This is a genomic window from Dubosiella muris (assembly GCF_004793885.1).
In the GTDB taxonomy this organism is placed as follows: Bacteria; Bacillota_I; Bacilli_A; order Erysipelotrichales; family Erysipelotrichaceae; genus Dubosiella; species Dubosiella muris.
In genome coordinates this window covers 62,325-85,213 of record NZ_SRYG01000011.1, presented here as the reverse complement: position 1 = coordinate 85,213, position 22,889 = coordinate 62,325, and the positions used below count along the sequence as shown (strand labels likewise).

At 48.2% G+C, this 22,889-nt stretch carries 21 protein-coding genes; 2 read left to right on the top strand and 19 right to left on the bottom strand.

Annotated features, from left to right (window positions below; translation table 11 throughout):
- Positions 1-247 precede the first annotated feature (247 nt).
- From E5336_RS06600 to E5336_RS06575, 6 genes are all read right to left on the bottom strand, one after another.
- A complete protein-coding gene (locus E5336_RS06600) occupies positions 248-439 on the bottom strand; it encodes a hypothetical protein (protein WP_135980315.1) in 192 nt (63 codons plus the stop codon).
- Positions 439-1,425, bottom strand: coding sequence for an ABC transporter ATP-binding protein (locus tag E5336_RS06595; protein ID WP_135980314.1), 987 nt, complete (start codon positions 1,423-1,425; stop codon positions 439-441). The genes E5336_RS06600 and E5336_RS06595 overlap by 1 nt, the downstream gene beginning before the upstream one ends.
- Positions 1,426-1,428: 3 nt before the next feature.
- The gene (locus E5336_RS06590; protein WP_135980313.1) at positions 1,429-2,475 is read right to left on the bottom strand and encodes an ABC transporter ATP-binding protein; all 1,047 of its coding nucleotides are present in this window, start codon (positions 2,473-2,475) and stop codon (positions 1,429-1,431) included.
- Between the two features lie 15 nt (positions 2,476-2,490).
- Positions 2,491-3,402 (bottom strand): oligopeptide ABC transporter permease, encoded by a 912-nt coding sequence (opp4C, locus tag E5336_RS06585; RefSeq protein WP_135980312.1) that lies wholly within the window; start codon positions 3,400-3,402, stop codon positions 2,491-2,493.
- A gap of 11 nt (positions 3,403-3,413) precedes the next feature.
- A complete protein-coding gene (locus E5336_RS06580) occupies positions 3,414-4,394 on the bottom strand; it encodes an ABC transporter permease (protein ID WP_135980311.1) in 981 nt (326 codons plus the stop codon).
- A 177-nt stretch (positions 4,395-4,571) separates the two neighbouring features.
- On the bottom strand, positions 4,572-6,266 hold the full coding sequence (locus E5336_RS06575; protein ID WP_135980310.1) for an ABC transporter substrate-binding protein: 1,695 nt from the start codon (positions 6,264-6,266) through the stop codon (positions 4,572-4,574).
- 164 nt (positions 6,267-6,430) lie between these two features.
- Between E5336_RS06575 and E5336_RS06570 the strand changes: the two genes are divergently transcribed.
- On the top strand, positions 6,431-6,964 hold the full coding sequence (locus tag E5336_RS06570; protein ID WP_135980309.1) for a DUF5662 family protein: 534 nt from the start codon (positions 6,431-6,433) through the stop codon (positions 6,962-6,964).
- A 1-nt stretch (position 6,965) separates the two neighbouring features.
- Here E5336_RS06570 and glmS read toward each other — a convergent pair whose 3' ends face one another.
- From glmS to rsmG, 4 genes are all read right to left on the bottom strand, one after another.
- The gene (gene glmS, locus E5336_RS06565) at positions 6,966-8,771 is read right to left on the bottom strand and encodes a glutamine--fructose-6-phosphate transaminase (isomerizing) (protein ID WP_135980308.1); all 1,806 of its coding nucleotides are present in this window, start codon (positions 8,769-8,771) and stop codon (positions 6,966-6,968) included.
- A 240-nt stretch (positions 8,772-9,011) separates the two neighbouring features.
- Positions 9,012-9,893: a ParB/RepB/Spo0J family partition protein gene (locus tag E5336_RS06560; RefSeq protein ID WP_135980307.1), complete on the bottom strand. Its 882-nt coding sequence runs from the start codon at positions 9,891-9,893 to the stop codon at positions 9,012-9,014.
- A complete protein-coding gene (locus tag E5336_RS06555; RefSeq protein WP_135980306.1) occupies positions 9,890-10,669 on the bottom strand; it encodes a ParA family protein in 780 nt (259 codons plus the stop codon). Before E5336_RS06555 ends, E5336_RS06560 begins: the two co-directional genes overlap by 4 nt.
- Complete coding sequence (gene rsmG / locus E5336_RS06550; protein WP_135980305.1) at positions 10,657-11,373, bottom strand: 16S rRNA (guanine(527)-N(7))-methyltransferase RsmG; 717 nt, start codon at positions 11,371-11,373, stop codon at positions 10,657-10,659. The genes E5336_RS06555 and rsmG overlap by 13 nt, the downstream gene beginning before the upstream one ends.
- Positions 11,374-11,449: 76 nt before the next feature.
- Between rsmG and E5336_RS06545 the strand changes: the two genes are divergently transcribed.
- Complete coding sequence (locus E5336_RS06545) at positions 11,450-12,064, top strand: DUF4230 domain-containing protein (protein WP_277820810.1); 615 nt, start codon at positions 11,450-11,452, stop codon at positions 12,062-12,064.
- On the opposite strand, the gene E5336_RS06540 is transcribed toward E5336_RS06545, so the two are convergent.
- From E5336_RS06540 to argS, 9 genes are all read right to left on the bottom strand, one after another.
- Positions 12,061-13,176 carry a CDP-glycerol glycerophosphotransferase family protein gene (locus E5336_RS06540; RefSeq protein WP_135980304.1) on the bottom strand — a complete coding sequence of 372 codons (1,116 nt, stop codon included), beginning with the start codon at positions 13,174-13,176 and terminating at the stop codon, positions 12,061-12,063. The genes E5336_RS06545 and E5336_RS06540 overlap by 4 nt on opposite strands.
- A 9-nt stretch (positions 13,177-13,185) precedes the next feature.
- The gene (locus E5336_RS06535; RefSeq protein WP_277820809.1) at positions 13,186-14,382 is read right to left on the bottom strand and encodes a CDP-glycerol glycerophosphotransferase family protein; all 1,197 of its coding nucleotides are present in this window, start codon (positions 14,380-14,382) and stop codon (positions 13,186-13,188) included.
- The gene (locus tag E5336_RS06530) at positions 14,379-15,389 is read right to left on the bottom strand and encodes an acyltransferase family protein (protein WP_135980303.1); all 1,011 of its coding nucleotides are present in this window, start codon (positions 15,387-15,389) and stop codon (positions 14,379-14,381) included. Before E5336_RS06530 ends, E5336_RS06535 begins: the two co-directional genes overlap by 4 nt.
- Positions 15,389-18,736, bottom strand: coding sequence for a CDP-glycerol glycerophosphotransferase family protein (locus tag E5336_RS06525; RefSeq protein WP_135980302.1), 3,348 nt, complete (start codon positions 18,734-18,736; stop codon positions 15,389-15,391). The genes E5336_RS06530 and E5336_RS06525 overlap by 1 nt, the downstream gene beginning before the upstream one ends.
- Positions 18,737-18,738: 2 nt before the next feature.
- The gene (gene tagD, locus E5336_RS06520; protein WP_135980301.1) at positions 18,739-19,125 is read right to left on the bottom strand and encodes a glycerol-3-phosphate cytidylyltransferase; all 387 of its coding nucleotides are present in this window, start codon (positions 19,123-19,125) and stop codon (positions 18,739-18,741) included.
- Between the two features lie 15 nt (positions 19,126-19,140).
- Positions 19,141-19,971, bottom strand: a complete 831-nt coding sequence (locus E5336_RS06515) for an ABC transporter ATP-binding protein (RefSeq protein ID WP_135980300.1) — start codon at positions 19,969-19,971, stop codon at positions 19,141-19,143.
- Between the two features lie 8 nt (positions 19,972-19,979).
- The gene (locus E5336_RS06510; protein WP_135980299.1) at positions 19,980-20,810 is read right to left on the bottom strand and encodes an ABC transporter permease; all 831 of its coding nucleotides are present in this window, start codon (positions 20,808-20,810) and stop codon (positions 19,980-19,982) included.
- Positions 20,811-20,872: 62 nt separating this feature from the next.
- The gene (gene rpoE / locus E5336_RS06505) at positions 20,873-21,205 is read right to left on the bottom strand and encodes a DNA-directed RNA polymerase subunit delta (protein ID WP_135980298.1); all 333 of its coding nucleotides are present in this window, start codon (positions 21,203-21,205) and stop codon (positions 20,873-20,875) included.
- 38 nt (positions 21,206-21,243) lie between these two features.
- Positions 21,244-22,884 (bottom strand): arginine--tRNA ligase, encoded by a 1,641-nt coding sequence (gene argS, locus E5336_RS06500; protein WP_135980297.1) that lies wholly within the window; start codon positions 22,882-22,884, stop codon positions 21,244-21,246.
- Positions 22,885-22,889 lie beyond the last annotated feature (5 nt).

Genomic DNA, 22,889 nt, shown 5'->3' with positions numbered 1-22,889 from the left:
TATATTACTTCTCTTTCTCCCGTTCGTCAACCCTTGTTTTGACTTTTTTAACAAGCGGTTCGTTTTCGAGAGGCGTTTCCTTAACGCTCACTTATCATACCGCACTCTTCATCAACTGTCAACTACTTTTTATAACTTTTTTAAAGAAATTTAGATGACAGATAAAAGAGGAAAAAAAGAGCGAACAAAATCCTCTTTTCATAAGAAAAGCAGAAGAAGTTTCATCTTCCTCTGCTTTTCTGTTTTTTTAAAATATGAGTGTAAAAATCAAAATGACCAACGCAAGAATGAGAACTGCGCCAAGGATAACGGGTCCAAACACTTGAAAAGCCGCTTTATTCAACGCGCGAAAATCGTCTTTTTCAAGATCGTCGACTTTTCCTGGCCGCTTTTCTTTTTTCTCGAGCATTTCATGCATCGAAGGTCTGCGTTTTGCCATTAAAAGTCACCGGCAAACCAGCATTTTACAAAATGGCCTGGTTCGATTTCTTTCACTGGCGGTTCTTTTTCTTTGCAAATATCTTTCGCATACGGACACCGAGGGTGGAATTTGCATCCGCTCGGCGTATGCACGTTGCTTGGAATCTCGCCTTCGATCAATTTCATTTCATGGCGTTTTTCCGGATCCGGAATCGGAATCGCCGCGATCAAAGCTTGCGTATATGGATGTTGCGGATTTCCATAAATATTTTCTTTCGACGCGAGTTCGACCATTGTTCCTAAGTACATAACTCCAACGCGATCGGAAATGTGTTTCACAACTGACAAGTCATGCGAGATAAAAATGTAGGAAATGTTTTTTTCTTCCTGCATGTCTTTCATCAAGTTGATAATTTGCGACTGGATCGACACGTCCAACGCGCTGACCGGCTCATCGCAAATGATAAAGCTTGGATTCAAAGCCAGAGAGCGCGCAATCCCGATTCGCTGCCGCTGTCCACCGGAAAATTGATGTGGATACCGATAGCAGTAGTAGCTTGGCAGCCCGCATTTATCCATCAAATCTTTTACGTACGCTTCTAGTTCCGGTCCCCGCTTGAAAATTCCATGCGCGAGCAGCGGCTCCGCCAAAATGTTAAAAACATTCATCCGCGGGTTCAGCGAGGAATACGGATCCTGGAAAATAAACTGCATCTTCTCGCGCAGCTTTCGCATCTCCTTGCGCGATTTCTTCGAGATGTCCTCGCCCTCGAAAAGAACCGTTCCCGACGTCGGGTCGTAAAGACGAATGATCGTCCGCCCCAAGGTCGATTTTCCGCATCCGGACTCGCCAACAAGACCAAGCGTTTCGCCTTCGTATAAGTCGAACGTGATGCCATCGACCGCCTTGACACAAGGCGCGCCTTCTTTTAACCGGCCTTTCCCCAGTGGAAAGTATTTTTTGACATCGCGGACTTCCAATATTTTTTTACGTTCTTCAGCCATGATTTATACCTCCACTTCTTCCGTTACTTCCACAACTTCTTCCTCTACCTCATTTTCGTAAAGGAAACACCATACGCGGTGCCGGGAAGCAATTTTCGTCGCGGTCGGTTGTTTTTGACGGCAAATCGGCATCACATCCGGGCAACGATCCGCAAAATAACAGCCTTTTGGCAAATAAAGCGGGTTCGGCACGGTTCCCTCAATCGTGGCTAGCCGTTTTCCTTCCGAAACAAGCGAAGGCATCGAATGCATCAATCCAATCGTGTACGGATGCTTTGGATTTTTAAACAATTCGACAACCGGCGCCGTTTCCACGACTTTTCCCGCGTACATGACATTGACGTTGTCGGCTACCTGCGCTACGACGCCCAAGTCGTGCGTAATCAGCATGATACTCGTTCCGGTTTTTTCTTTGAGCTGATTCATCAAAGTCAAAATCTGCGCCTGAATCGTCACATCCAGCGCAGTTGTCGGCTCATCCGCAATCAAAAGCTTCGGATTGCACGATAACGCCATCGCGATCATCACACGCTGGCACATACCGCCGGAAAGCTGGAACGGGTAGTTGTCAATGACGCTTTCCGGGCGTGAAATGCCGACCGACGAAAGCAGGTCGATCGCGCGCTGTCTGGCCGCCTCTTTCGATACGGTTTCATGAATCGTAATATTTTCAATAATCTGGTCGCCTACTGTAAACACCGGGTTAAGCGACGTCATTGGTTCCTGAAAAATCATCGAGATCTCGTTGCCGCGAATATGGCGAATCTGCTCATCCGTCGCGGTCGCGAGATTCAACCCGTCCTCATCTTTCTCGACATCCCCCATATAAATGATTTTCGAACCCGGCATGATTTCGCCCGGTTCCGAAACCAGGCCCAAAATCGACATCGCGGTTACGGATTTTCCGCAGCCCGACTCGCCGACAATCGCCAAAGTCTCGTTTTCATACATTGTAAAATGGTTGCCGTCCACGGCTTTGGATTCGCCGTTTTTCGTATGGAAATACACGCGAAGATCTTCGACGCGCAAAATCTTTTTATTGACAGACATAGTAACCTCCGCTTCCTATTGAAGTTCTTTCGGGTCAAACGCGTCACGCAGACCTTCGCCAATCAGGTTGATTGAAACAACCGTCAGCAAACACATCAAGCCAGCCGGCATCCACTGCCAAGGATAATATTGGAAAATCCGCTGGTCGCGCGCCAGGTTCATCAAGTTGCCCCACGACGGCGTCGGCGGCATGACACCCATACCAAGGAACGAAAGACCAGCCTCCGTCAAAATCGCGCTCGCCATTTGTAGCGTCGCGTTGACGATGACAAGCGAAATGACGTTCGGCAGCAAATGGCGGAAGATTTTCGAAAAGTCCGAGAAGCCCAGCGCCGTACAAGCCTGCATAAACTCCTGCTCGCGCAGCGTCAGGATCTGTCCGCGCACCAGACGAGCCAGTCCAGGCCACGAAAGCACACCAATCAACAGCGCCACGGTATACATCTTCTGGTTTTGAGGAACCCATACCATCGTCGCCGCCACGGCGATAATCATTGGGGTAAACGGAAGCGCGTACACGATTTCCGAAAAGCGCATCAGCAAATTATCCGCCATGCCGCCATAATATCCGGAAATTCCGCCCACGAGACACCCTAAAACAACCGTCAGCAACGCCGCCAGCAAACCAACCATGATCGAAATCCGGCCGCCAAGGAACAAACGATACATACAATCGCGTCCCTGGTTGTCCGTTCCAAGCCAATGCGCGCCGCTTGGTCCCTGATTGGCAATCGACACGTCATAGTCATGAACGTCGATGCCCATGATCATCGGAACAAAAATCACACTCAATACAATCAATACGAAAATTACCAATCCGGCCATCGCGATTTTGTTCGCGCGGAATTTCCGCCACGCGATCATCCAAGGGCCGACCGATTCGATTTTTTCACCAGTATCCAATACCACTGCGTCTTTTTTAGCCATCGAAGTCCCCCCTATCCATCAACTTTGACACGCGGATCGACAAGCGAATAGCACAAGTCGCTCAGCAGGTTTCCTAAAATCATCAAAATCGCCGAGAAGACCAGACACGCCATGATCAGCGAGGTGTCGCGCTGATTGACCGCGTCGATCAGCACTTTTCCAATGCCCGGCCAAACAAATACCGTTTCCAAAATAACCGCGCCGCTAAACAACGACGGGATGTACAAACCAAGTAGCGTCACCAGCGGAATTTGCGCGTTTTTAAACGCGTGCTTGTAAATGACGGTTTTTTCCTTCAAACCTTTCGCGCGCGCCGTCCGGACGTAGTCCATATTGATGACTTCGACCATCGAGTTGCGCACATAGCGCGAGAACGTCGCAAACGAGCTGAACGCCAAAACCGTCACCGGCAAAATCGAGTGGACCGCCACATCGCAGAACTCCTGCCACGCGTTGTCGTAGCCAAAGCTTGCCAGCATCGTGTCGCGCATGCCTGAAATCGGCAGACCAAGATTGAGCGCCACGTAGAAAATCAAAACCAGCGCGAAGAAGAACGTTGGAACGCTAATTCCAAGCAGCGAGAACACGGTCCAGAAATTATCGAACACGGACCCTTTTTTCACGGCCTGCTTGATTCCAATCGGTATCGCGAACACCAGCGCCACAATGAGCGCGAGCGCGTTCAAATAAAAGGTGTTCCAAACATACGAGCCGATAATTTCTCCAACCGGCTTACGCAACGCGATCGAAGTTCCCAAATCTCCGGTCGCCAGACGCTGAAGCCAGCGGATATATTGTTCCGGCAGACTTTTGTCGAGTCCTAGCTTGGCACGAACTTCCTGACGTGTTTGCTCCGATGCGCGGCTTCCAGGCCCTAAATACGTGGTGACTTCATCCCCAGGCATCGCCTTGACAACGGAAAAAATCAGGATGGAAATGATCAAAACGACTGGAATCATCGTGAGCAGACGTTTAATCGTGTACTTAAACATAAATATTTCCTCCTCTCGAAAATCAAATTCATAATCAAAACTCTTTCAGATCAAAATCCCTGAAATCAAAGAATAAAAAGATGGAAAATCTATTTTTATTCTAATTTCCAAAAGGCAGTCTTTTGGAAATTAGAATAAGAGCAAGCCGTAATGACTTGCTCTTTATAGAGTCAGCTATTATTCAATTTCAGCCGAATCCAAAGCTTGAGCCCAGGAACGTACAGGACCTGTTTCTGTCAGTTTTACATTCTTCGCGTAAATGTTGAATAGTTCGTTTCCATAAATTGGCAAGTATGGAACCAATTCGTTTTCTGTGATCATCGCTTTCTTGTAGTTTTCAACGGACTGTTCCTCGTTCATCGTCGAACGGCCGGCTTTCAGTTCCGCATCCAGTTTCTCGTCCTTCAAACCAGCGTAGTTGTTTGGATCGCCGCTCATGAGGTTGTAGTTCGAATCCGCGTTCTCAACGCCCGTGTAGCTAGTCGCCATGAAGAAAACGTTCCAGTCGTTGTCGCCGCTGCCCGGAGTGACCGTATCCAGCAATGTGTTGAAGTCAACCGTGTTTTGTTTCAAGTCGACACCGATTTCCTTCCATGATTTCTGGATAATCGGAATGAGCATGTCGAGTACGGAGTTTCCTTCGCTCAGCAGGAACTTCACAGTCAGTTTTTGACCGTCTTTTTCACGGATGCCGTCGGCTCCGACTTTCCAGCCGGCGTCTTCCAGCACTTGTTTCGCTTTGTCGAGATCGTAGTCGAACGTTCTCAATCCGTCCAGTTTTTCCTCGCCCGTTACGATTTTTCCAAGGTTGGCCGAAACCGGGTTCCAGTAAATCGTCGGCACGTATCCAAGCGGGATTTCCTTCAATTCGTCGGAAGCTTCCGGATATTTGAAGTACGCGTCCGAGAATTCCTGCCGGTTTGTCGCGTAGGACAACGCCTGGCGAACAGCTGGATCGGCCGTCGCGCCGTTTTGGCAGTTGTAGCCAAAGTAACCTTCCGCCGGACGGAAATAGTAGTTGAACGTAAGTTTTTCATCCAACGAAGCCGGACCGATGACGTCGGCGTCAATGTTTTCCGCCAAATAGTTGATGTCGCCGTTTTGCAGCGAAGTCAGCTCTGTCGCTTCCGCGATCGTTTTAATGATAACGCGGTCAATCTTGTAGTCGCCCGTACCGGAATAGTTTTCGTTTTTCGTCAACGAAGCGCCGGACGCCTTGTCATACGAGTTCAACACGTATGGTCCCGAGCCCATCGGCTGGTCGTTTTTCGATTTGTAGTCGCCCAGATCGCCTTTTTTGTATTCGTATTGTTCATCCGAGATGATACCCATGCCGCCCAGCGTGCTGACGGAATCGTATTGCGTCTCCGTCAAGTGGAACGTAACGGTATGATCGTCCACGACTTCGATTCCACTGAAATCCTCAGCGTCGCCATCGTGGTATTCTTTATAGCCTTCGATATAGTCCGCCGTACCCGTGAAACGTCCGTCATACGAAGGGTCCGCGATCAAAGTGAACGTGAACTTGACGTCATTGGCATCCAGATCCGTACCATCCGAGAATTTGATGCCTTCTTTGATTTTGAACGTGATCGTTTTTCCATCCTCGCTCACTTCCGGCATTTCCTCAGCCAAATATGGCTTCAATTCAGAATCCTTCGTGTAGCGAAGCAGTGGTTCGTAGATCATATCCACTACCCATCCGTCATAAGCGGACGAATAGAAAATCGGCGAGAACACGCCGGCCAATTCCTGTGTCGTACCGACGATCAATGGTTTGCTACTGGAACTGCCGCCGGAACTTCCACATCCTGCAAGCCCTAACAGCATCGAAGCCGACGCAAGACCCGCAAATAATTTACGTGAGTTCATTTTAATCTCCTCCTAAATAAAACTCTTTTAGATGTTTCAATTTTATCAACATGAAATTGCGTTTTCAAGAAATATTTGGTTTTTTCAACAGAAATGAAAGGCTTTTCGATTTTTTGAAAGCTTGTTTCTGCGTTTTTTTCATTTCGATATGATAAAATGGTTGTATGTACGACCTTACTAAAATCAAAGGACACTTGTCCACCATCAACAAACACAAAGCCGTCGTGACGTGGCTTTGCTTCCGATGCGGCCTCTACAAACAAGGCCTTCTGCACGATTTAAGCAAGTACACGCCGACCGAGCTAAAAACCGGATTCAAATACTACCAAGGATTCCGCTCGCCCATCGACGCCCAAAAGGAGGCGGAAGGCTGTTCGATGTCGTGGCTGCACCACAAAGGCAGAAATCCTCACCACTGGGAATACTGGCTCGACAACGCCAAAACCGGCGTCTGCGCCCAGCCGATGCCCAAACGCTACGTATACGAAATGTTTTGCGACCGCGTAGCAGCCAGCATGATTTACCAAAAAGAAAAGTACACTGATCACAGTGCACTTGATTATTATTTAAACGGCCGCAAGCGGATCATGATCCACCCCGAAACCGACCGGCTCATTTTATATTTGCTTTGCTATTTGTCGGAAAACGGACTCGACAAAACATGCGACTACATCCGCTCTTTGCCAAAAGACGATTAGACTATTCGACTGTGACGCTCTTGGCCAGATTTCTAGGCTGGTCGACGTTGCAGCCTTTTTCTTTCGCCGTGTAAAACGCGAACAGCTGCAAAAGAATCGTCGCCGGGATGCCCGCCAAATACGGATGGATGGCCGGGATCTCGATTTGCCGCTCGATCTTGTCCGAATGGATGCCTGGCGCCTTGATCAAAATGACCTTCGCCCCGCGCGCGATCGTCTCCTCGATATTCGAAATCGTCTTAGGCGCCACTTCCTTTTGCGTCGCCAGCGCGATCACGACCGTTCCTTCGTCAATCAACGCGATCGGGCCATGCTTCAATTCCCCCGCGTAATACGCGTCCGCGTGCACGTAGGAAATTTCCTTCAGCTTCAGCGCCCCTTCCAGCACGCTCACATAATCCAGCTGCCGGCCAATAAAGTACGCGTCGCGCTGATCCTGAAGCAGCCGCGCGTAACGTTCCATCACGTTCTCTTGTTCCAGCATCGCCTCGACGACATTTGGAATTTCCTTCAAGTCGTGAATGAACGTCTCCACGTCCCGCACCTGCGCGCCCGCGTTTTGCGCGAGCTTGACCATCATGGCCGCCAGCAAAACGAGCTGCGTCGTGTACGCTTTCGTGCTCGCCACCGCGATTTCCGGCCCCGCGCACGTATACATCGTAATATCCGCCAATCGAGCCAGTGACGAGTCGAGCACGTTGCTGATAGCCAGCGTCGTCGCCCCTTTTCGCAGGCACATTTTCAACGCTGCCAGCGTGTCGGCCGTCTCGCCCGACTGGGAAACGAAAATCGCCAAGGTTTTCGCGTTCACCGGATAGTTGCCGTAGCGAAACTCGCTGGCCGGCACGCACGTGATCGGCATATCCATCCATTCTCGGCCAAGGTACTGCGCGTACAACGAGGCGTGGTACGCCGTGCCGCACGCGATCAAATACACGTGGTCATAGTCGCGCAAATCAATCCCGTCCAGTTCCGGCATGACGATCGAATCCTCGATGCGGCCTCGCAGCGTTTCGCGAATGACGTAAGGCTGCTCGTGCATTTCCTTTTGCATAAACGTGTCGTAGCCGTTTTTTTGCGCGGCCTCCAAATCATACGGAATATGGATGCGCTTAGGCTCCACGATTTGTCCCTGCGCGTCGAAAATTTCAATCGAATCCGGCTTCAGGACCGCCATCTGGTTGTCTTCGAGCGTGATCATGTCTTTCGTGTACGCAATCAGCGCCGGGATATCGCTAGCGCAAAACGCCGCGCTGCCGTCCATGCCTAAAATCATCGGACTTTCTTTTTTCGCCACGTAAATCGTTTCCGGGTCGTCCACGGTCACGACGCACAACGCGTAGCTGCCTTCCAAATATCCCATGACTTTTCGCAACGCGGCCTTCATATCGCCTTGGTAGTAATAATCCAGCAAATGCACGATGACTTCGCTGTCGGTTTGAGACGCGAACGCGTACCCTTGCATGTCGAGCCCTTCCTTGATCGACTGGTAGTTTTCAATAATGCCGTTATGCACGATGGAAATCGTTTCCGCCGCGTTCGTATGCGGATGGGAATTCAAATTGGAAGGAATCCCGTGCGTCGCCCAGCGCGTGTGCCCGATCCCGGTATGCTGGTCGAACGTTCCACATTCCAGTTTTTCTTTCAAAACAGCCAGCGGCCCTTTGGCTTTGATTGTCACAAGCTCTTTTTCGTCCACTAACGTGATGCCAGCCGAATCGTATCCGCGATACTCCAATTTTTCCAGTCCCTGGATCAAAAAAGGCAGAGCCTCCCCTTTCCCGGTGTAAGCAGTAATTCCACACATAAAAAATCCTCCATTTTCTTTTCTTCATGGAGGATACTTGCTCGGATTTGTTCACGTTTCGCAACGTGGTTTTGTCCTTGGTTCAGACTGTATCAAGCCTCCAGATCACCCGCCGAATCTTTCGAAAAATCTGGTCCTCGTCAACTGCCGAAGCAGTCCTGGCGCTATTTTATACGATCTCCATGATTTTTCTAATTATACAGTGCGATCTGAAAAATACAAACTATTTCTTGTTGATTTTTACTCTTTTTCCATCAATTCGAGAATTTCGAGGATGCGCGTCAAATCGGAATCGCTTTCAAAATGAATCGTGATGTTGTGATTGGCGATTTTAACGTTCGTTTGGAAAAACTCCTCCATTTGCCGCTGGGCGTCTTTCACAAACAAGTTTTCCTGATATGGAATCGCCGCTGGCGCTTTTGGCTTCTTTTGCGCGCTTTCTTTCACCAGCTGTTCCACTTTGCGCACGGACAAGCCCTGGTCGATGGCCATCTTCGCGATTCGCCGCATATCCTCCTCGTTTTTCAGCGACAACAGCGCCCGCAAATGCCCCATGGACAACTGCTTGTCAATCGCCAGCTGCTGGACATCTTCCGGCAGGCGAAGCAGACGAAGCAAATTCGTGATGTGCTCCCGGCTTTTCCCGACTCGTTTGGCGAGCTGCTCCTGCGTGTAGTCGAGCTTGTGGATAAGCTGCTCGTACGCCTTGGCTTCCTCGATCACATTCAAATCTTCCCGCTGGATGTTTTCCAGCAAGGCGATTTCCATCATTTCCTGGTCGTCGAACTGGACGATGATGGCGGGAATCGTCGACAGCCCGGCCAGCTTGGTCGCCCGCAGACGGCGCTCGCCGGTAATCAAATCGTAGCCAGCGATACTTTTTTTAACAAGGATCGGCGTAAAGACACCATGCTGCTCGATCGACACTTTCAATTCCTGCAACGCGGCGTCATCGAACACCTTTCGAGGCTGATACGGATTCGGCCGGATCTCGTTGACCGGAATCTGCATCTGGTCCTGCACGACTGTGTCGATTTCCCCGTTTTGAATGTCATCGAGCACCTTGCTGACATCTTGTCCGAAAATCGTCGTCAACCCTTTTCCTAAACGCGATGTGCTCATTTTGTTTTCCCCTCATTTCTATTTAAAAATTCCTGGCATAATTCCATGTAGGCCATGGCCCCTTTGGAACGTGGATCGTATTCAAAAATCGAAAGTCCGCGGCTTGGCGCCTCGGAAAGACGAACATTGCGCGGGATGGAATTTTGGTATACGAGCTTCCCGAACGCCTGCCGGACGTCCTGCGACACTTCCACGCTTAAATTCGTCGTGTTGTTAAACATCGTCATCAAGATCCCCTCGATCTTGAGGCCGGCGTTGGATGTTTGCTGGACGATTCGAATCGTAATGAGCAGCTGAGTCACCCCTTCCAGCGCGTAATATTCGCACTGGACCGGAATTAAAACGCTGTTGGCCGCTGTCAGCGCGTTGGTATTGAGCAAACCAAGCGAAGGCGGACAGTCAATCAATATATAGTCGTATTCGTCTTTAATGGGATCCAAAACGTTTTTCAGCAGCATTTCCTTGCCGCTTCCCATTTTATCCATCATCAAATCCGCGCCCGCCAGCGACATATTGGCCGGCAAAATATCGACGCCGCTGTTTTCGTCGTGGACAATCGTGTCCCGAATCGGATAGTCTTCCATCAAGACCGCGTAAATGGTGGGCTGCCCTTCGCTTGTCAGCGCGCCCAGGCCTTGCGAGGCATTGCCTTGCGAATCAAAATCCACAAGGAGGACTTTTTTATGGAGCTTGGCGAGTCCGCTCGACAAGTTGATGGCGGTCGTCGTCTTGCCGACGCCTCCTTTTTGATTCGAGATCGCGATTATTTTTCCCATGTTTCCTCCTCTAGCGGTTTCTTTTTGATTTGTCCGTAAGCCCGCGGATATTTTTTTGGTGTCGGCCGCGTCTTTTTAAAATAAAAATTAATGCGGGATGCGCCATCCTCGATCGTCGTTTTTTCTTCTCTGACGAGCTGGATCCCGAGTTCGCGAATGGCTTTTTGCGCCGCCTTCAGCTCCTCGTCGCCGTTTTTCCCTTTCAAGGCGACCATGATTCCATCCATTTTCAGCAAAGGGACGCAAAGCTCCAGCAAAACCGACAGCTTGGCGACCGCCCGCGCGCATACGATTTGAAAAGAATCGCGGTGCTCTTTGACATAGTCTTCCGCCCGCGCGTTGGCGATTGTGACTTTCTGCAAACCGAGCTGGTCGACGACTTCGCTCAAAAAACGGCACCGCTTTTGCAGTGGTTCGAGCAGCGTCATGTCACAATCCGGAAAAGCGATTTTCACCGGAATGCCCGGAAAGCCGGCGCCGCTGCCCACATCGCACATCGACGTGGGACGCAGCGAGGCAAACGGAAGAATCGAATCGTAAAAATGCTTTTCCCACACTTCGTTTTCCTCGGTAATCGCCGTGAGGTTCATTTTCTCGTTCCATTGTTGTAAAAGCTTCATATATTGTTCAAATTGCGCGATCTGCCGGTCTGTCAAATCCACACCGGTTTGATGCAGCGCCTCGATAAATTGGTTTTTTGTCATAAGGGCCTCCATGGGAATTATTATAACACGATTCATATGGTATTCACATCTGTTTAAAATATGCTATGATGGAAACATGAAAAAATTGAAAAACTGGAAATCCTACGTGACCATGCTTGTCGTTGGCATTTTGATTGGCGCCTTCCTCTTTTTCGGAATGGTGAATTTGAATATCGGACAAAGCGAGCCGAAAGTGACGCAGACGACCGTTCTGGAGCAGCTGCAAAGCGCTTCGGATCTCATTACGACCGATTACCATTACTCCAAAGTCGGACGCTATGAAAACTCGCTGGAAATCAACGGATGGTCGATTCCGCTTACGAACAAATACTTTATTTTGACTTATGAAGGAGAAGTCCAACTAGGAATCGACTTGACGAAAGCGGACATCGCGGTGCGCGGCGACACGATTGCGATTACGCTGCCGCCTGTCGAAGTGCTTTCCAACGCGATTGACGAAAAAAGCATCGAAGTGTACAACGAGTCGAAAAACGTGTTCAATCCCATCAGCGTCAACGACTATAAAGAATTTGCGATCCAGCAAAAAGAAGCCGTCGACAAAGAGCTGGAGGAAAAGAACATTTACGAAATCGCCAAGGAAAACACGATCAAATCCATCTCCCAGCTTTTAAACATGTCCGACGCGATTCGCGACCAATACAAACTGGATATAAAATTTAAAGACGCCTAGGCGTCTTTTTTTTGTTGTTTCATCTGCTGTTCGATCCAGCGCACGATCCGCGCGGTGTTTTTTCCATCCGTGTGCACGATGTATTTTTTCTGAAAATCATATAATTTTTCATAATCATACGCCGCAAGATTTCGCAAGGCGTCCACGACTTCCATTTCGGTTTGGCAAATCGCGCCAGGAAAGTCTTTTTCATATTCCATATTCAATCCGATCGTCCGCTTGTATTTTTCCAAATCCGGAACAAAGGAGATCATCGGTTTTTTCAAAAGCGCGTAATCGAAAATCACGCTGGAATAATCGGAAATCAGACAGTCGCTCACATGCATCAAAGTATACAAATCCTCTTGATTGACCGCGATCGCGTTGGGCGCTTGAAACCGGATATCCCCAAGCAGCGGATGGAACTTGTATAAAATCATCACATCGTCCGGCAGCGTGTCGGCCATTTGATCCAAATGCAGCGACTCGACTTCAAAACCATCAATGATATTGCCGCGAAACGTCGGCGCGTACAGGACGCACCGCTTCGTCTTCGTTTGCGGATAGCGTTCGTAAAACGCGGCGACATTCGCTTCCATACGCGCTTGATCCAGCAAGTCGTCGATCCGCGCCATGCCGACATTCATCACTTGTTCCGGCCGCACGCCAAACGCCTGGGCGTAGCACGATTGCCAATACGATGAAGAGGCGACAATGGCGTTGTAGTTTTTAATTTCGTATTGCCGGTGAATTTGATTGCCAAACTTCTTCACCGCGCCGGCCGCGTGCCACACTTGCAGCACGATCGTTTCCTGTGGTTTCATCCGCGAAATCACGTAGTTGTTGTCATTGAGAATGACAAGACGGGAACGCTTCAATTCCACGACTTGTTTGAGGCAATTCAAAAAGTAAAGAAAATCGCCCCAAAGATTTTTTTTAAACACGACGAGATTGTACCGAAGCTCGTACCCGCCATGGCGTTGCAGCGCGTCGGAAATTCTTTTAAAGTCGGAAGTTAAGTGATCGGAAGTCAAGGAAATAAACGTGATCCGATTCGGGACTGGACGAAGAAAAAACGTGCAGAAATCCACGATTGCCAACGCGATATTTAAAATGATCTTGTTCAATCCCATTGTCGTCACCTACCGATCTTTCGCCAGCACATCAAGCACTCGCCGGGCGGCATGCCCGTCTTCCCGATTGTTGAACATGGCGTTGAAACGTTCCAACGCAGAGTAATCATAATCGCCATGACCAATCGCGTCCAGCATTTCTTTCTCATCCCGGTAAATCCGGCCTGGCAAGTCCTGATGGATGTTTAAATAAAAACCACGCAAATCCGACGCGTACTCTTCCAAATCGTACATGTAAAAATAAATCGGACGTCTCAAAATCGCGTAATCAAAGAACACGCTGGAATAATCCGTCACCATCGCGTCCGCGATAATGTACAGTTCGCTGATTTCCGCGCTGGCGGGAATCGAATACAAAAACCCATCCAGCCGCGTGTCTTTTTCATATTGATTAATAATCAAGTAATGCGGTTTAAAAACGACAACCGTATCTTCTGGAAGCCGCTTTTTCCATTCCAGAAAATCGACTTGCAGCTCAAACGTGTAGCCCGCCGCCACATACGAGTTGTCCCGCCAAGTCGGCGCGTACAAAACCACTTTTTTATCGAGCGGGATGTTGTACTTTCTTTTGATAGCCATCCAGTCCTCGTTCGTATAATTGGATAAAAAGTCGTTGCGCGGATACCCGGTTTCAATGAGGCGCTCGCGATTGATTCCAAACGAGGTTTGAAACACCTCCGTACAAAACTTGTTCGGCGAAATCATATAATTATAGCGAGCCACGTCGACATCATAGCTTTTTACCATCTCGTCATATGAAATTCCGGAACGATAAAAGGTCGTGTCCTTGGCCACGTCGATATCGTGCGCGAGGCGCTTGAGCGGCGTGCCGTGCCACGTTTGCAAATACACCTGGTTTGGCTTTTTCCAAATGTACGTCGGCATCTTGCAGTTGATGATCCAGAACTTCGCGCGCGACAAATAGTAAAAATACGGAATGCTGAAATATTCCACGATTTTCGCACCCGGGATTTTCACATCCTTTTTCCGATGATTTTTAATGAACCATATAAACCGGTATCCTTCAAATCGCGGGTCGGCTTTCATTGCCTCGTAAATCGCTTTTGGATTGTCCGAGTATCCGCGGCCATGAAAGGAAATAAAGATCACGAGTTTTGGATCGACGGGAATGAGCCGATACGTCAGCTTGTAGCCAACTCGAACGAGTTTTCCCGCTATTTTTTTTAAATATCTCAAGATTTTCATAGCAGTGTTCTCACCTTCCTAGTCATTCGCTGAAAGATTTCAGCCAGTACAGCCACGCCAATCAAACAAACGCAAAAATAAAGGATCGGGTATGCAGGCAAACCAAACGTTTTTCCAACAATCATCGGAATCCGCTGCAAAATATAAATGCCGAAGATCCGTTCGCCGACCCACAAAAGAAATGGATCGTCCAGCTTCCATTTCATCATCACCCAAGTCACAAGCAACGCGAATAAAATCGCGTGCGCCTCATAAAACACCATGGACTTGCGGAGTCGATAGCAAACGACAAATCCCGTGGCCAGCAAAAGAAGAATGGCGCCATAGCGAAACGACGATCCTTTCACAAAACGATCGACTCGTTCCTGACTGGCACAAAAAATCATACCTGCCGGATAGCATAGAAACGTATTGTACCACCGGGTTCCGCTTCGGCTCTCTTGGAGCCACACCATCGCGAACAGCGACAAAACGACCATCGCGAACAACGCGTATTTTTTTTCTTTAAAAATTTGAAAGCAGGCGTATGTCATGGCGTACAACAGCAAAATCACGAACAAATACCAGTTCGAGTTCCCAACGCTTTCCCATCCGATACACGCGTATAAAATATGGGAAATTGAATAGGATTTTCCTAAAAAGTGCTGAATGACGACATACATGGCCACCGCCAACGAAAACAGGACGATCATCTCGCAAATCTTTTTTGGGATTTTCTCCAAATACCGTTCCTTTTGCCGCTCCAGACAATACATCACGCCATAACCGGAATAAAACAAAAATGTCGTCACGACGAGCTGACTCAACATTTTCCGAATCACGTAGTAGCCCTCGCTGTATGGAAGCGGAACGGTTAAATACTGGCAAAAATGCGACAGGAAAACCAAAAGCACAAAAATCCCGTTGATTTGAATTGTCGTCTTATGGGATAAATAATCCGAATTCCACCGTGTTGGCCGTCCATGCGCCAGCACCTGCAATCCCAGCAAGCCAAAAACAACCGTCATCAAACAATCTCGTCTTTCTTCAAGCATTCAATAAGGCGATCGGTATTTTTCCCGTCTTCAAAGGTCACAAGCTCCTTATACCGTTTTCGGTACAGCGGAACTTGTCCGCTTTCATAATTTCGAACAATGCACGCCGACAAATCCGACGCGTTCATGCAAATATCGCCAAACGCGTTGTCCGGATTGAGCATCAGCTTGGTGTTCTCGCCATAGTTCTCCAGACTCTCGTCTTTTTCCTCCCAATAGAAAATCACGTTGCTTCCCCGATAAAAGGCGTCGTACGCAATGGAGGAATAATCGGTGATCAAAATCTTGGCTTGTTTGAGCACGTCATCATACTTCGTTTCCGTGCTAATGTATTTTTGCAACGGATACGTCTTTCCTTTGACGGCATCCAAAAACAAAGGATGAACGAGCACGGTGACCTTTTCGCGCAGCGATTCGGGAATCGCCTCGATCATTCGCTCAATCATATGATAATACTTCGTTTCCGTAAAATCATACCGCGCCTCGTTGTATTCCCAAGGACGCCATGTCGGCATAATGACGATTCGATCCGCCGTCGGCAGCCATTCGTTTTTATCAAACTTCGGCAGTCCGGTAATATACAACACGTCTTCCGGATACCCGCCCAGCTCGATAAAGTGGCGAGCCTCAGCCACCGAAGAAGTCACGACCCGGTACTTTCCTTTTAATTTTAATGGTTTGAAAAATCTTCTCGATTCAGAATCCAGTGACACCATGTACATCACGCCATGTTGAAGGAACACGTAATTGTTGTTTTTGTCCTCCAGCTTTTTCAAGGCGTGGCGGTTGGCAATTCGCAAATCAATCGAGTGCACGAGCATTTCCGATCCAATGAATGTCGTCGCGCGGAAAAATTTCAAGTAATGCTTAAAACTTCCTTTGAAAACGATATGGGAGCGATACTTTTTCGGAATCGACTGAATAAATGGATACGTTGGATCCAGGACGAAATCCACGTTTTCATATCCTTGGTCGATTAAACGCTCATACACGACGGACGCACTTTCCTCATACCGAGCGCTTTCCTTTTCAAACATTAAAATGCTTTTTTTCTTTGGAAGCAGCTTTGCCAGAAAATAAGCGGCGTTGATTTTAAGCTGCTGCCAAGGCGTGTCGCTAATATTCGTTTTCCGTACGGTAAAATACATCAAGTTGTTTTTCGACTGCCGGAAAAATACGGAAGTGTTGTATTCCGGAATCTGAATGACTTTTCCTTGATACAGTTCCCCTTTTCTTCGATCCTGGATTCGATACAAAATGCCTTTTTCCAATCCGAATCCTCGGGAATCGGTATAAGACAAATACACTTTGTTTTGAATATCGAATCGTTCGATTTCCTCATAATCCAACGCAAATGTGTAGGAAACCAAAGCCCTCCCTTTTCCAAGCCGGAAAAGCGTATGAAAACGCGAAGGAAGAATTTCATCGTGAATCTTGATTTGAAGCTGTTCCACCGGAAGATCAAGCGGATTGAGCAAAACGCCCACGCTACGCGCGATCCATTTCCGTCCTTGCTGGCGGAATGAATTTCTGACGTTGCCGATAGCGACCGCGTAGTTGTAGTAGTGGAGCGGATCGTCCTTGAACAAGTCATGGACGTCTTCCATGGAGTTGTCGATAATTTGCGAATACACCGCTGGCGCCCGTTTGATTTTCGCTTTATACTCCCGGTTCAAAGCGATGGTCCCAACTAAGACCCGCGGCAGGATTTCCAGCGTTTTGGGACAAGGAAACGATTCGATTTCAAAATCCATATACCGGCTGTGCCGGGAAATCGTCACGGTTTGCGCCGGTTCGATGGAATAAAAATGTCGTTTTCTTTCCATCTCCAGCACCGGCTTTAAAGATTTCTTAAAGAGCCGGTAGAAAAAATCGCTTTCCAGCGAAAGCCGAAGCCGAATGAGCTCGTTGATATAAAATCCGTATTTTTTCACGAGCCCGTAAAACTGAATGGTTTCCGGCAGCTGACGAATAAATTCCACTTCTTTTTTTCGAATCACGCCGCGAAACGCCACCACGATGTTGTGATCGGGATGGTCCCGCTGGATCTTCACGATTTGCTGGGCGATGTACTCGTTATAAGCCGGCGCGTTCAAATTGCCGACATAAACAAGCAGGTTTTCTTTTCCGTTGTTCGGGGCGTTTTCGATTCGCAAGTCCGACGGATTTCCCGTTGTCAGCAAATCTATAATTTTTTCCGGGATATCTTTGGCGCGGTAAGGACAAAACTCGTTCCAAAACAAAGTCCGGTCTTCCACTTTCGGATCGTTGAATTGCTGAACGACTTCCTCCACCGTTTCGCATTGAGGAAAGGGCAGCTTGTCAATCGAAAAGTACGTTCCCCGCTCGCTCATATATTCTTCCAAATCGTACGTAAATAAAATGATTTTTCGATTCGTCACACCAAAATCAAACATGACGCTGGAATAGTCGGTAATCAAGCCATCGCAGGCGGACAACACATCGTATGTTTCGTAATCCGATGGAAACGCCCGAACATGGCGGTACGTGGAAAAATCAATCGTATTCCCGACTAAAAAATGAAGATTGACCAGCAGTACCTGGTCGTCGGCAAGCTTTTCGTCCAGTTCCTTCAAATAGCCTTCAATGACTTTCTTTTGGATCTCGATCGACGCTTTCCGTCCCGTTCCCCGCCACGTCGGCATATAGGCAAACACTCTTTGATGGTTCAAGCCCAACGTTTGACGCATCTTCTTTCCAAATGCCTCATCGGCCAAATGCCAGTTTCTTGGATAGTCGCACGATAAAATCTTTCCGCGATATAGGTTTTCCAGCATGTAGTCTTTCATAAAGACCGCTTCCGTTAGCGGATTGGGAAACAGCGCGTAATCGCACATCAAATAATTTTTTTGAATATTGGAAAGCGAAACCGCGTTTTCCAGATCGCTTTTTCCCAATGTTTTTAACGGCGTGCCATGCCATGTGTTTAAATAGACTTGCTCATCCCGTTTTAAGAAATACACGGGAAAGGAGTTGTCCGTCAGCAAATATTTCGCGCTCGCCAGCTTTTTTTTGTATTCCTCGCTGTCGCGAATGACCAGTTCGATGTTCCAGCCATAAAACGCAAAGCGCTTTTTCGCGCTTTCCTTCGTTTCCTCGGTGACGACGAAAACCGGATGAAGCGATTTCCATTTCGGATTGCGGCAAATTTCCTCCAGCAGCGCGAACATGTTTCCATTCGTGTTTTTTCCCTGCCCGGCTTCCAAAAGAATATGATTTTCACAAATCGGAAGCGTGCTGTATTTTCGAAAGTTGGACGCGTCGCTTTTGAATTTATTGATCAATTTTCTAAATCGCATCGTTAGCCCTTCAATTCATCTTTGATTTGCGTCGTCGAAACGCCTTCCGTTCTTGGCAGGTAGACGACTTCGCAATAATCCTTCAATTCATCGAATTTATCTTTCCAGTCGTCCCCCATCACAAACACGTCGACATCGTGTTCCTGAATGTCCTTGACTTTCTGATCCCAGCACGTTTCCGGAATGACTTCATCCACATATCGAATCGCCTTGACGATTTCCATACGATCCTTGTCGCAGATTTGACACTTTTTTCCTTTGATCGCGTTAAACTCGTCGCTGCTGACCGCCACGATCAAATAATCGCCCAGCGCCTTCGCTCTTTTTAAAATATTCAAATGTCCGATATGAAACAAATCGAATGTTCCGTATGTAATGACTTTTTTCATGTTCAACCCCCTGTTTTACGAAAAGATCTTTTTCAAAAATCCCTTTTTCTCTTCTTTTGGCAAAAGCCTTTTTTTAAATTTCTCATCCAAAAATTTCTGCTTTTCCTTGCCTTTGAGTCCATTGAGCAAGTCGACGTATTCCGAATAATGCTCCGCTACCTCGTTCACCGGACCGATTTCCCGCAACTGTCCGCCTTCGATCCACATCCCCGTCGTGCAAAAGTTTTTCACTTGCTCCAGCGAGTGGGAAATGAAGAAAATCGTCTTTCCTTTGTCGTTGCGCAGCTGCATCATTCGATCCAGGCATTTTTTCGCGAATCCTTTGTCGCCAACCGACAACGCCTCGTCGACAATAAAGATATCGGGATCCAGCGCCAGCGAAATCGAAAAACCAAGTCTTGATTTCATTCCGCTGGAATACTTTTTCACCGGCTGGTATAAAAAGTCGCCAAGCTCGGAAAAATTGATCACATCCTGGGTGATGGCTTCGATTTCCTTTTTTTTCAATCCCATCAAAGCGCCTTTGACTTTGATGTTTTCCAACCCTGTCAGCTGCATGTTCAATCCCGTGTTGATGGCGATCAAAGCCTGCTCGCCATGGACCGTGATTTTCCCGGTGTCGATGTCCGAAATTCCGGACAGCAGCAGCGACAGCGTTGATTTTCCGGATCCGTTCGTTCCCAAAATTCCCACGACATCGCCTTTTTCGATTTGAAACGACACATCCTTTAACGCGTAAAACCGCTTGTTCGCGCTTTTGTGCTGGTTGTCCTTGTTGCGTAGCTCATAAATCTTGGAAACATGATCCGCGACTACGGCGTATTGTTTTTCGTCTTTTTTTTCCATGTTTCCTCCTAAATCAGATCAATGAATTTCTTTTTGAACTTGTACATGAGCATACAGCCAATCGTGAAGGCCGCCAACGTGAAAAGCCAGAAGTAAGCGGTCAGCGCCGGATGGTCCCAAAAGTTTTTTTGATAAAACACCGAATCGCGATATCCGTTGACGATGTAATAAAACGGGTTCAGCTTCATGATCGCGTTCAAAACGGTATGGAACGGCACATTGCTGTTAAAGTGGCAGTTCCAAATCAGCGGTGTGAAATAAAACAGCATCCGCGTCAGAGAAGTGACGAGCTTTTTCACGTCGCGCCATAACATCGTCAAGACGGAGAGAATCAAACCGATCGCTTCCACGATCACAAACGCGCAAAACGCGTAATACACTAAATTCAGCCAATACAAACTAGGCAAATAACCAAAGATCAGCAACGCCGCGAACGCGATGACGAGCATGCACAAGTGGTTGAAAAACTCTTTGCATACCACCGTCGCCGGCAAAACCGAAACCGGGAATTTCATTTTCGTAATCACATTGATTTTCGAATGGATCGCGGAACACCCCTGGGTGATGCAAGGCTGGATGAACCACCACGCCGCGTAGCCTACGATCAGCCACAGCAAATATGGCACCTCGATTCCATTCACCTCGATTGGTTTGCGGTTCCACGCGACACCAAAGATCAGCCAGTACGTAAAGACCTGGATCGTTGGCGACAGGAAATTCCAGACGATTCCAAATTTGGAATCCCGCATATCCGCCAGCAGCTCGTATTTGGCGATGCTGTAAATTCGAAATACGTTGGAAAAATTTTCTTTTAATACGTATTGAATACTTTTAAACATGGACAACTCCTTTTCATCTATTATAAGCAAAAATAAGCAAAAAATCTGCATAACGCAGATTTTTACTCTTCATTCAGCTTTTTTTCCTCGTCCGCATCCAACTCTTCGTCGATGTCTTCCTCGTCCTCGTCGCTATCGTCAATCGCGATCGTCGACGTATCCGTCACGCTTTCCGAATATGTGTGACGGGACCGAAGATCCCATGTGTTTCCTGCCATATTCAGGAAACGTCCATCCATGGAAAGGTCGGTATATAACTGCGCGATATTATCTTCCGCCTGCGTGGGCGTGAATCCCATCTCCTTGCTCACTTCCGTCCAAAGCTGCACGAAAGGAATAGGTTCCTGATGCGTTTTCAGCACTTGGTAAGCTGTCTCAACCATAGATTTACTCATATTTGATTTCTCCTTTTATTGTTTCAAATCCTTTTCAATCACATTGATTCCACGGCCTGCACCCCGATCAGACCGAGCGCGTCCGCTAGCACGATTTGCGTCGCCTTGACCAAGGACAGCCGCTGGTTTGTCAGTTCGCTGTCGTTCGAGTCGATTACCTTGCAGGCGTTGTAGAAGCTGTGGAACTTCGAAGCCAGATTTTGGATGTAGTGGCACATTTTATGAACCTGACGGGTTCTTGCGGTTTCCGACACGACTTTATTGTATTCCTGCAATGTCTTCATCAAGTCGATTTCCTTTTCATGTGTCAACCGGTCAAACGTTTCCGGCTTCGTCCATTCCGGCGCCTGTTTCAAGATCGAGCACATGCGGGCATGGGCGTACTGGGCGTAGTATACCGGATTTTCGTTCGATTTTCTTTTCGCAAGCTCCACATCGAAATCCAAATGGGAATCCAACGCTCTTTGCACAAAGAAATACCGCGCCGCGTCCACGCCGACGCTTTCGCACAACTCATTGATCGTCGTCGCGTTGCCGAGCCGTTTCGACATTTTCACCTCTTCGCCATCGCTGACCAGCCGAACCATCTGAATGATGTCCACATGCAAGTGATCCGGATCGTTGCCAAGCGCTTCCATACTCGCTTTCAAACGAGGAATATACCCGTGATGGTCGGCGCCAAAGAAGTCGACCAGCTCGTCGAAGCCCCGCTCGTATTTATTATTGTGGTACGCGATATCCGGAACAAGATATGTCAGCGAGCCATCCTGCTTGCGCAGCACCCGGTCTTTGTCGTCGCCGAAATCCGTCGTCCGAAACCACAGCGCGCCATCCTTTTCATATGTAAATCCTTTTTCCGCCAGTTTTTCGAGCACCGCCTCAACCGCGCCTTCATCGCGTAGCGCCTGCTCGCTCGACCACACGTCGAAGCCAACCCGGTAGGCGTCCAAATCCTTTTTAATTTTATCCAGTTCGAAACGGATGCCTTCCTTGCGGAAGAAATCAAGATTTTCCGGCGTTTCCTCCAAATACGCTGTTCCGTACGTTTCCGCCAGCTCTTTTCCTTTGTCTTCGATATCCTTGCCTAAATAGCCATCCTTGCCGATTTCCTTTTCGAAACCGAGCGCTTGCGCGTAACGGGCGTACAACGACTGGGCCAAATTGGCGATCTGGTTGCCCGCGTCGTTCACATAATATTCCCGGGTCACGTCGTAACCGGCTTTTGTCATAATGCGCGCGCACGAATCGCCCCAGGCCGCGCCGCGGGCATGGCCTAAGTGAAGCGATCCGGTCGGGTTTGCGCTGACGAATTCCAAATCCACTTTGATTCCATTGGCTGGTTGGGTACCATAGCCGGCTTGCTGACGCAAAATGTCCTCAACCACTTTCGCGAACGAGTCCTTTTTCAATGTCAAATTCAAAAATCCAGGTCCGGCGATTTCGATTTCTTCAATGCCCGCCGCCTCTTTCGGAAAATGATCCACGATTTCCTGCGCGATCAAACGCGGGTTTTTCCGCAGCGTCCTTGTCATTTGCATCGCGACATTGCTCGAAAAATCGCCATGTTCTTTATTTTTCGGAATTTCGATTCCGATTTGCTGCTCGTCCAGCGTCACGTCAAACGCGTCCTGGACAGCTTTCTGGATCGCTTTTTTTAATTGAGAATCTATTGACTGCATATTCC

Coding starts and splice junctions, on each gene's coding strand:
- E5336_RS06600 (WP_135980315.1), bottom strand. CDS start 439: ATGGCAAAACGCAGACCTTCGATGCATGAAATGCTCGAGAAAAAAGAA.
- E5336_RS06595 (WP_135980314.1), bottom strand. CDS start 1,425: ATGGCTGAAGAACGTAAAAAAATATTGGAAGTCCGCGATGTCAAAAAA.
- E5336_RS06590 (WP_135980313.1), bottom strand. CDS start 2,475: ATGTCTGTCAATAAAAAGATTTTGCGCGTCGAAGATCTTCGCGTGTAT.
- opp4C (WP_135980312.1), bottom strand. CDS start 3,402: ATGGCTAAAAAAGACGCAGTGGTATTGGATACTGGTGAAAAAATCGAA.
- E5336_RS06580 (WP_135980311.1), bottom strand. CDS start 4,394: ATGTTTAAGTACACGATTAAACGTCTGCTCACGATGATTCCAGTCGTT.
- E5336_RS06575 (WP_135980310.1), bottom strand. CDS start 6,266: ATGAACTCACGTAAATTATTTGCGGGTCTTGCGTCGGCTTCGATGCTG.
- E5336_RS06570 (WP_135980309.1), top strand. CDS start 6,431: ATGTACGACCTTACTAAAATCAAAGGACACTTGTCCACCATCAACAAA.
- glmS (WP_135980308.1), bottom strand. CDS start 8,771: ATGTGTGGAATTACTGCTTACACCGGGAAAGGGGAGGCTCTGCCTTTT.
- E5336_RS06560 (WP_135980307.1), bottom strand. CDS start 9,893: ATGAGCACATCGCGTTTAGGAAAAGGGTTGACGACGATTTTCGGACAA.
- E5336_RS06555 (WP_135980306.1), bottom strand. CDS start 10,669: ATGGGAAAAATAATCGCGATCTCGAATCAAAAAGGAGGCGTCGGCAAG.
- rsmG (WP_135980305.1), bottom strand. CDS start 11,373: ATGACAAAAAACCAATTTATCGAGGCGCTGCATCAAACCGGTGTGGAT.
- E5336_RS06545 (WP_277820810.1), top strand. CDS start 11,450: ATGAAAAAATTGAAAAACTGGAAATCCTACGTGACCATGCTTGTCGTT.
- E5336_RS06540 (WP_135980304.1), bottom strand. CDS start 13,176: ATGGGATTGAACAAGATCATTTTAAATATCGCGTTGGCAATCGTGGAT.
- E5336_RS06535 (WP_277820809.1), bottom strand. CDS start 14,382: ATGAAAATCTTGAGATATTTAAAAAAAATAGCGGGAAAACTCGTTCGA.
- E5336_RS06530 (WP_135980303.1), bottom strand. CDS start 15,389: ATGACGGTTGTTTTTGGCTTGCTGGGATTGCAGGTGCTGGCGCATGGA.
- E5336_RS06525 (WP_135980302.1), bottom strand. CDS start 18,736: ATGCGATTTAGAAAATTGATCAATAAATTCAAAAGCGACGCGTCCAAC.
- tagD (WP_135980301.1), bottom strand. CDS start 19,125: ATGAAAAAAGTCATTACATACGGAACATTCGATTTGTTTCATATCGGA.
- E5336_RS06515 (WP_135980300.1), bottom strand. CDS start 19,971: ATGGAAAAAAAAGACGAAAAACAATACGCCGTAGTCGCGGATCATGTT.
- E5336_RS06510 (WP_135980299.1), bottom strand. CDS start 20,810: ATGTTTAAAAGTATTCAATACGTATTAAAAGAAAATTTTTCCAACGTA.
- rpoE (WP_135980298.1), bottom strand. CDS start 21,205: ATGAGTAAATCTATGGTTGAGACAGCTTACCAAGTGCTGAAAACGCAT.
- argS (WP_135980297.1), bottom strand. CDS start 22,884: ATGCAGTCAATAGATTCTCAATTAAAAAAAGCGATCCAGAAAGCTGTC.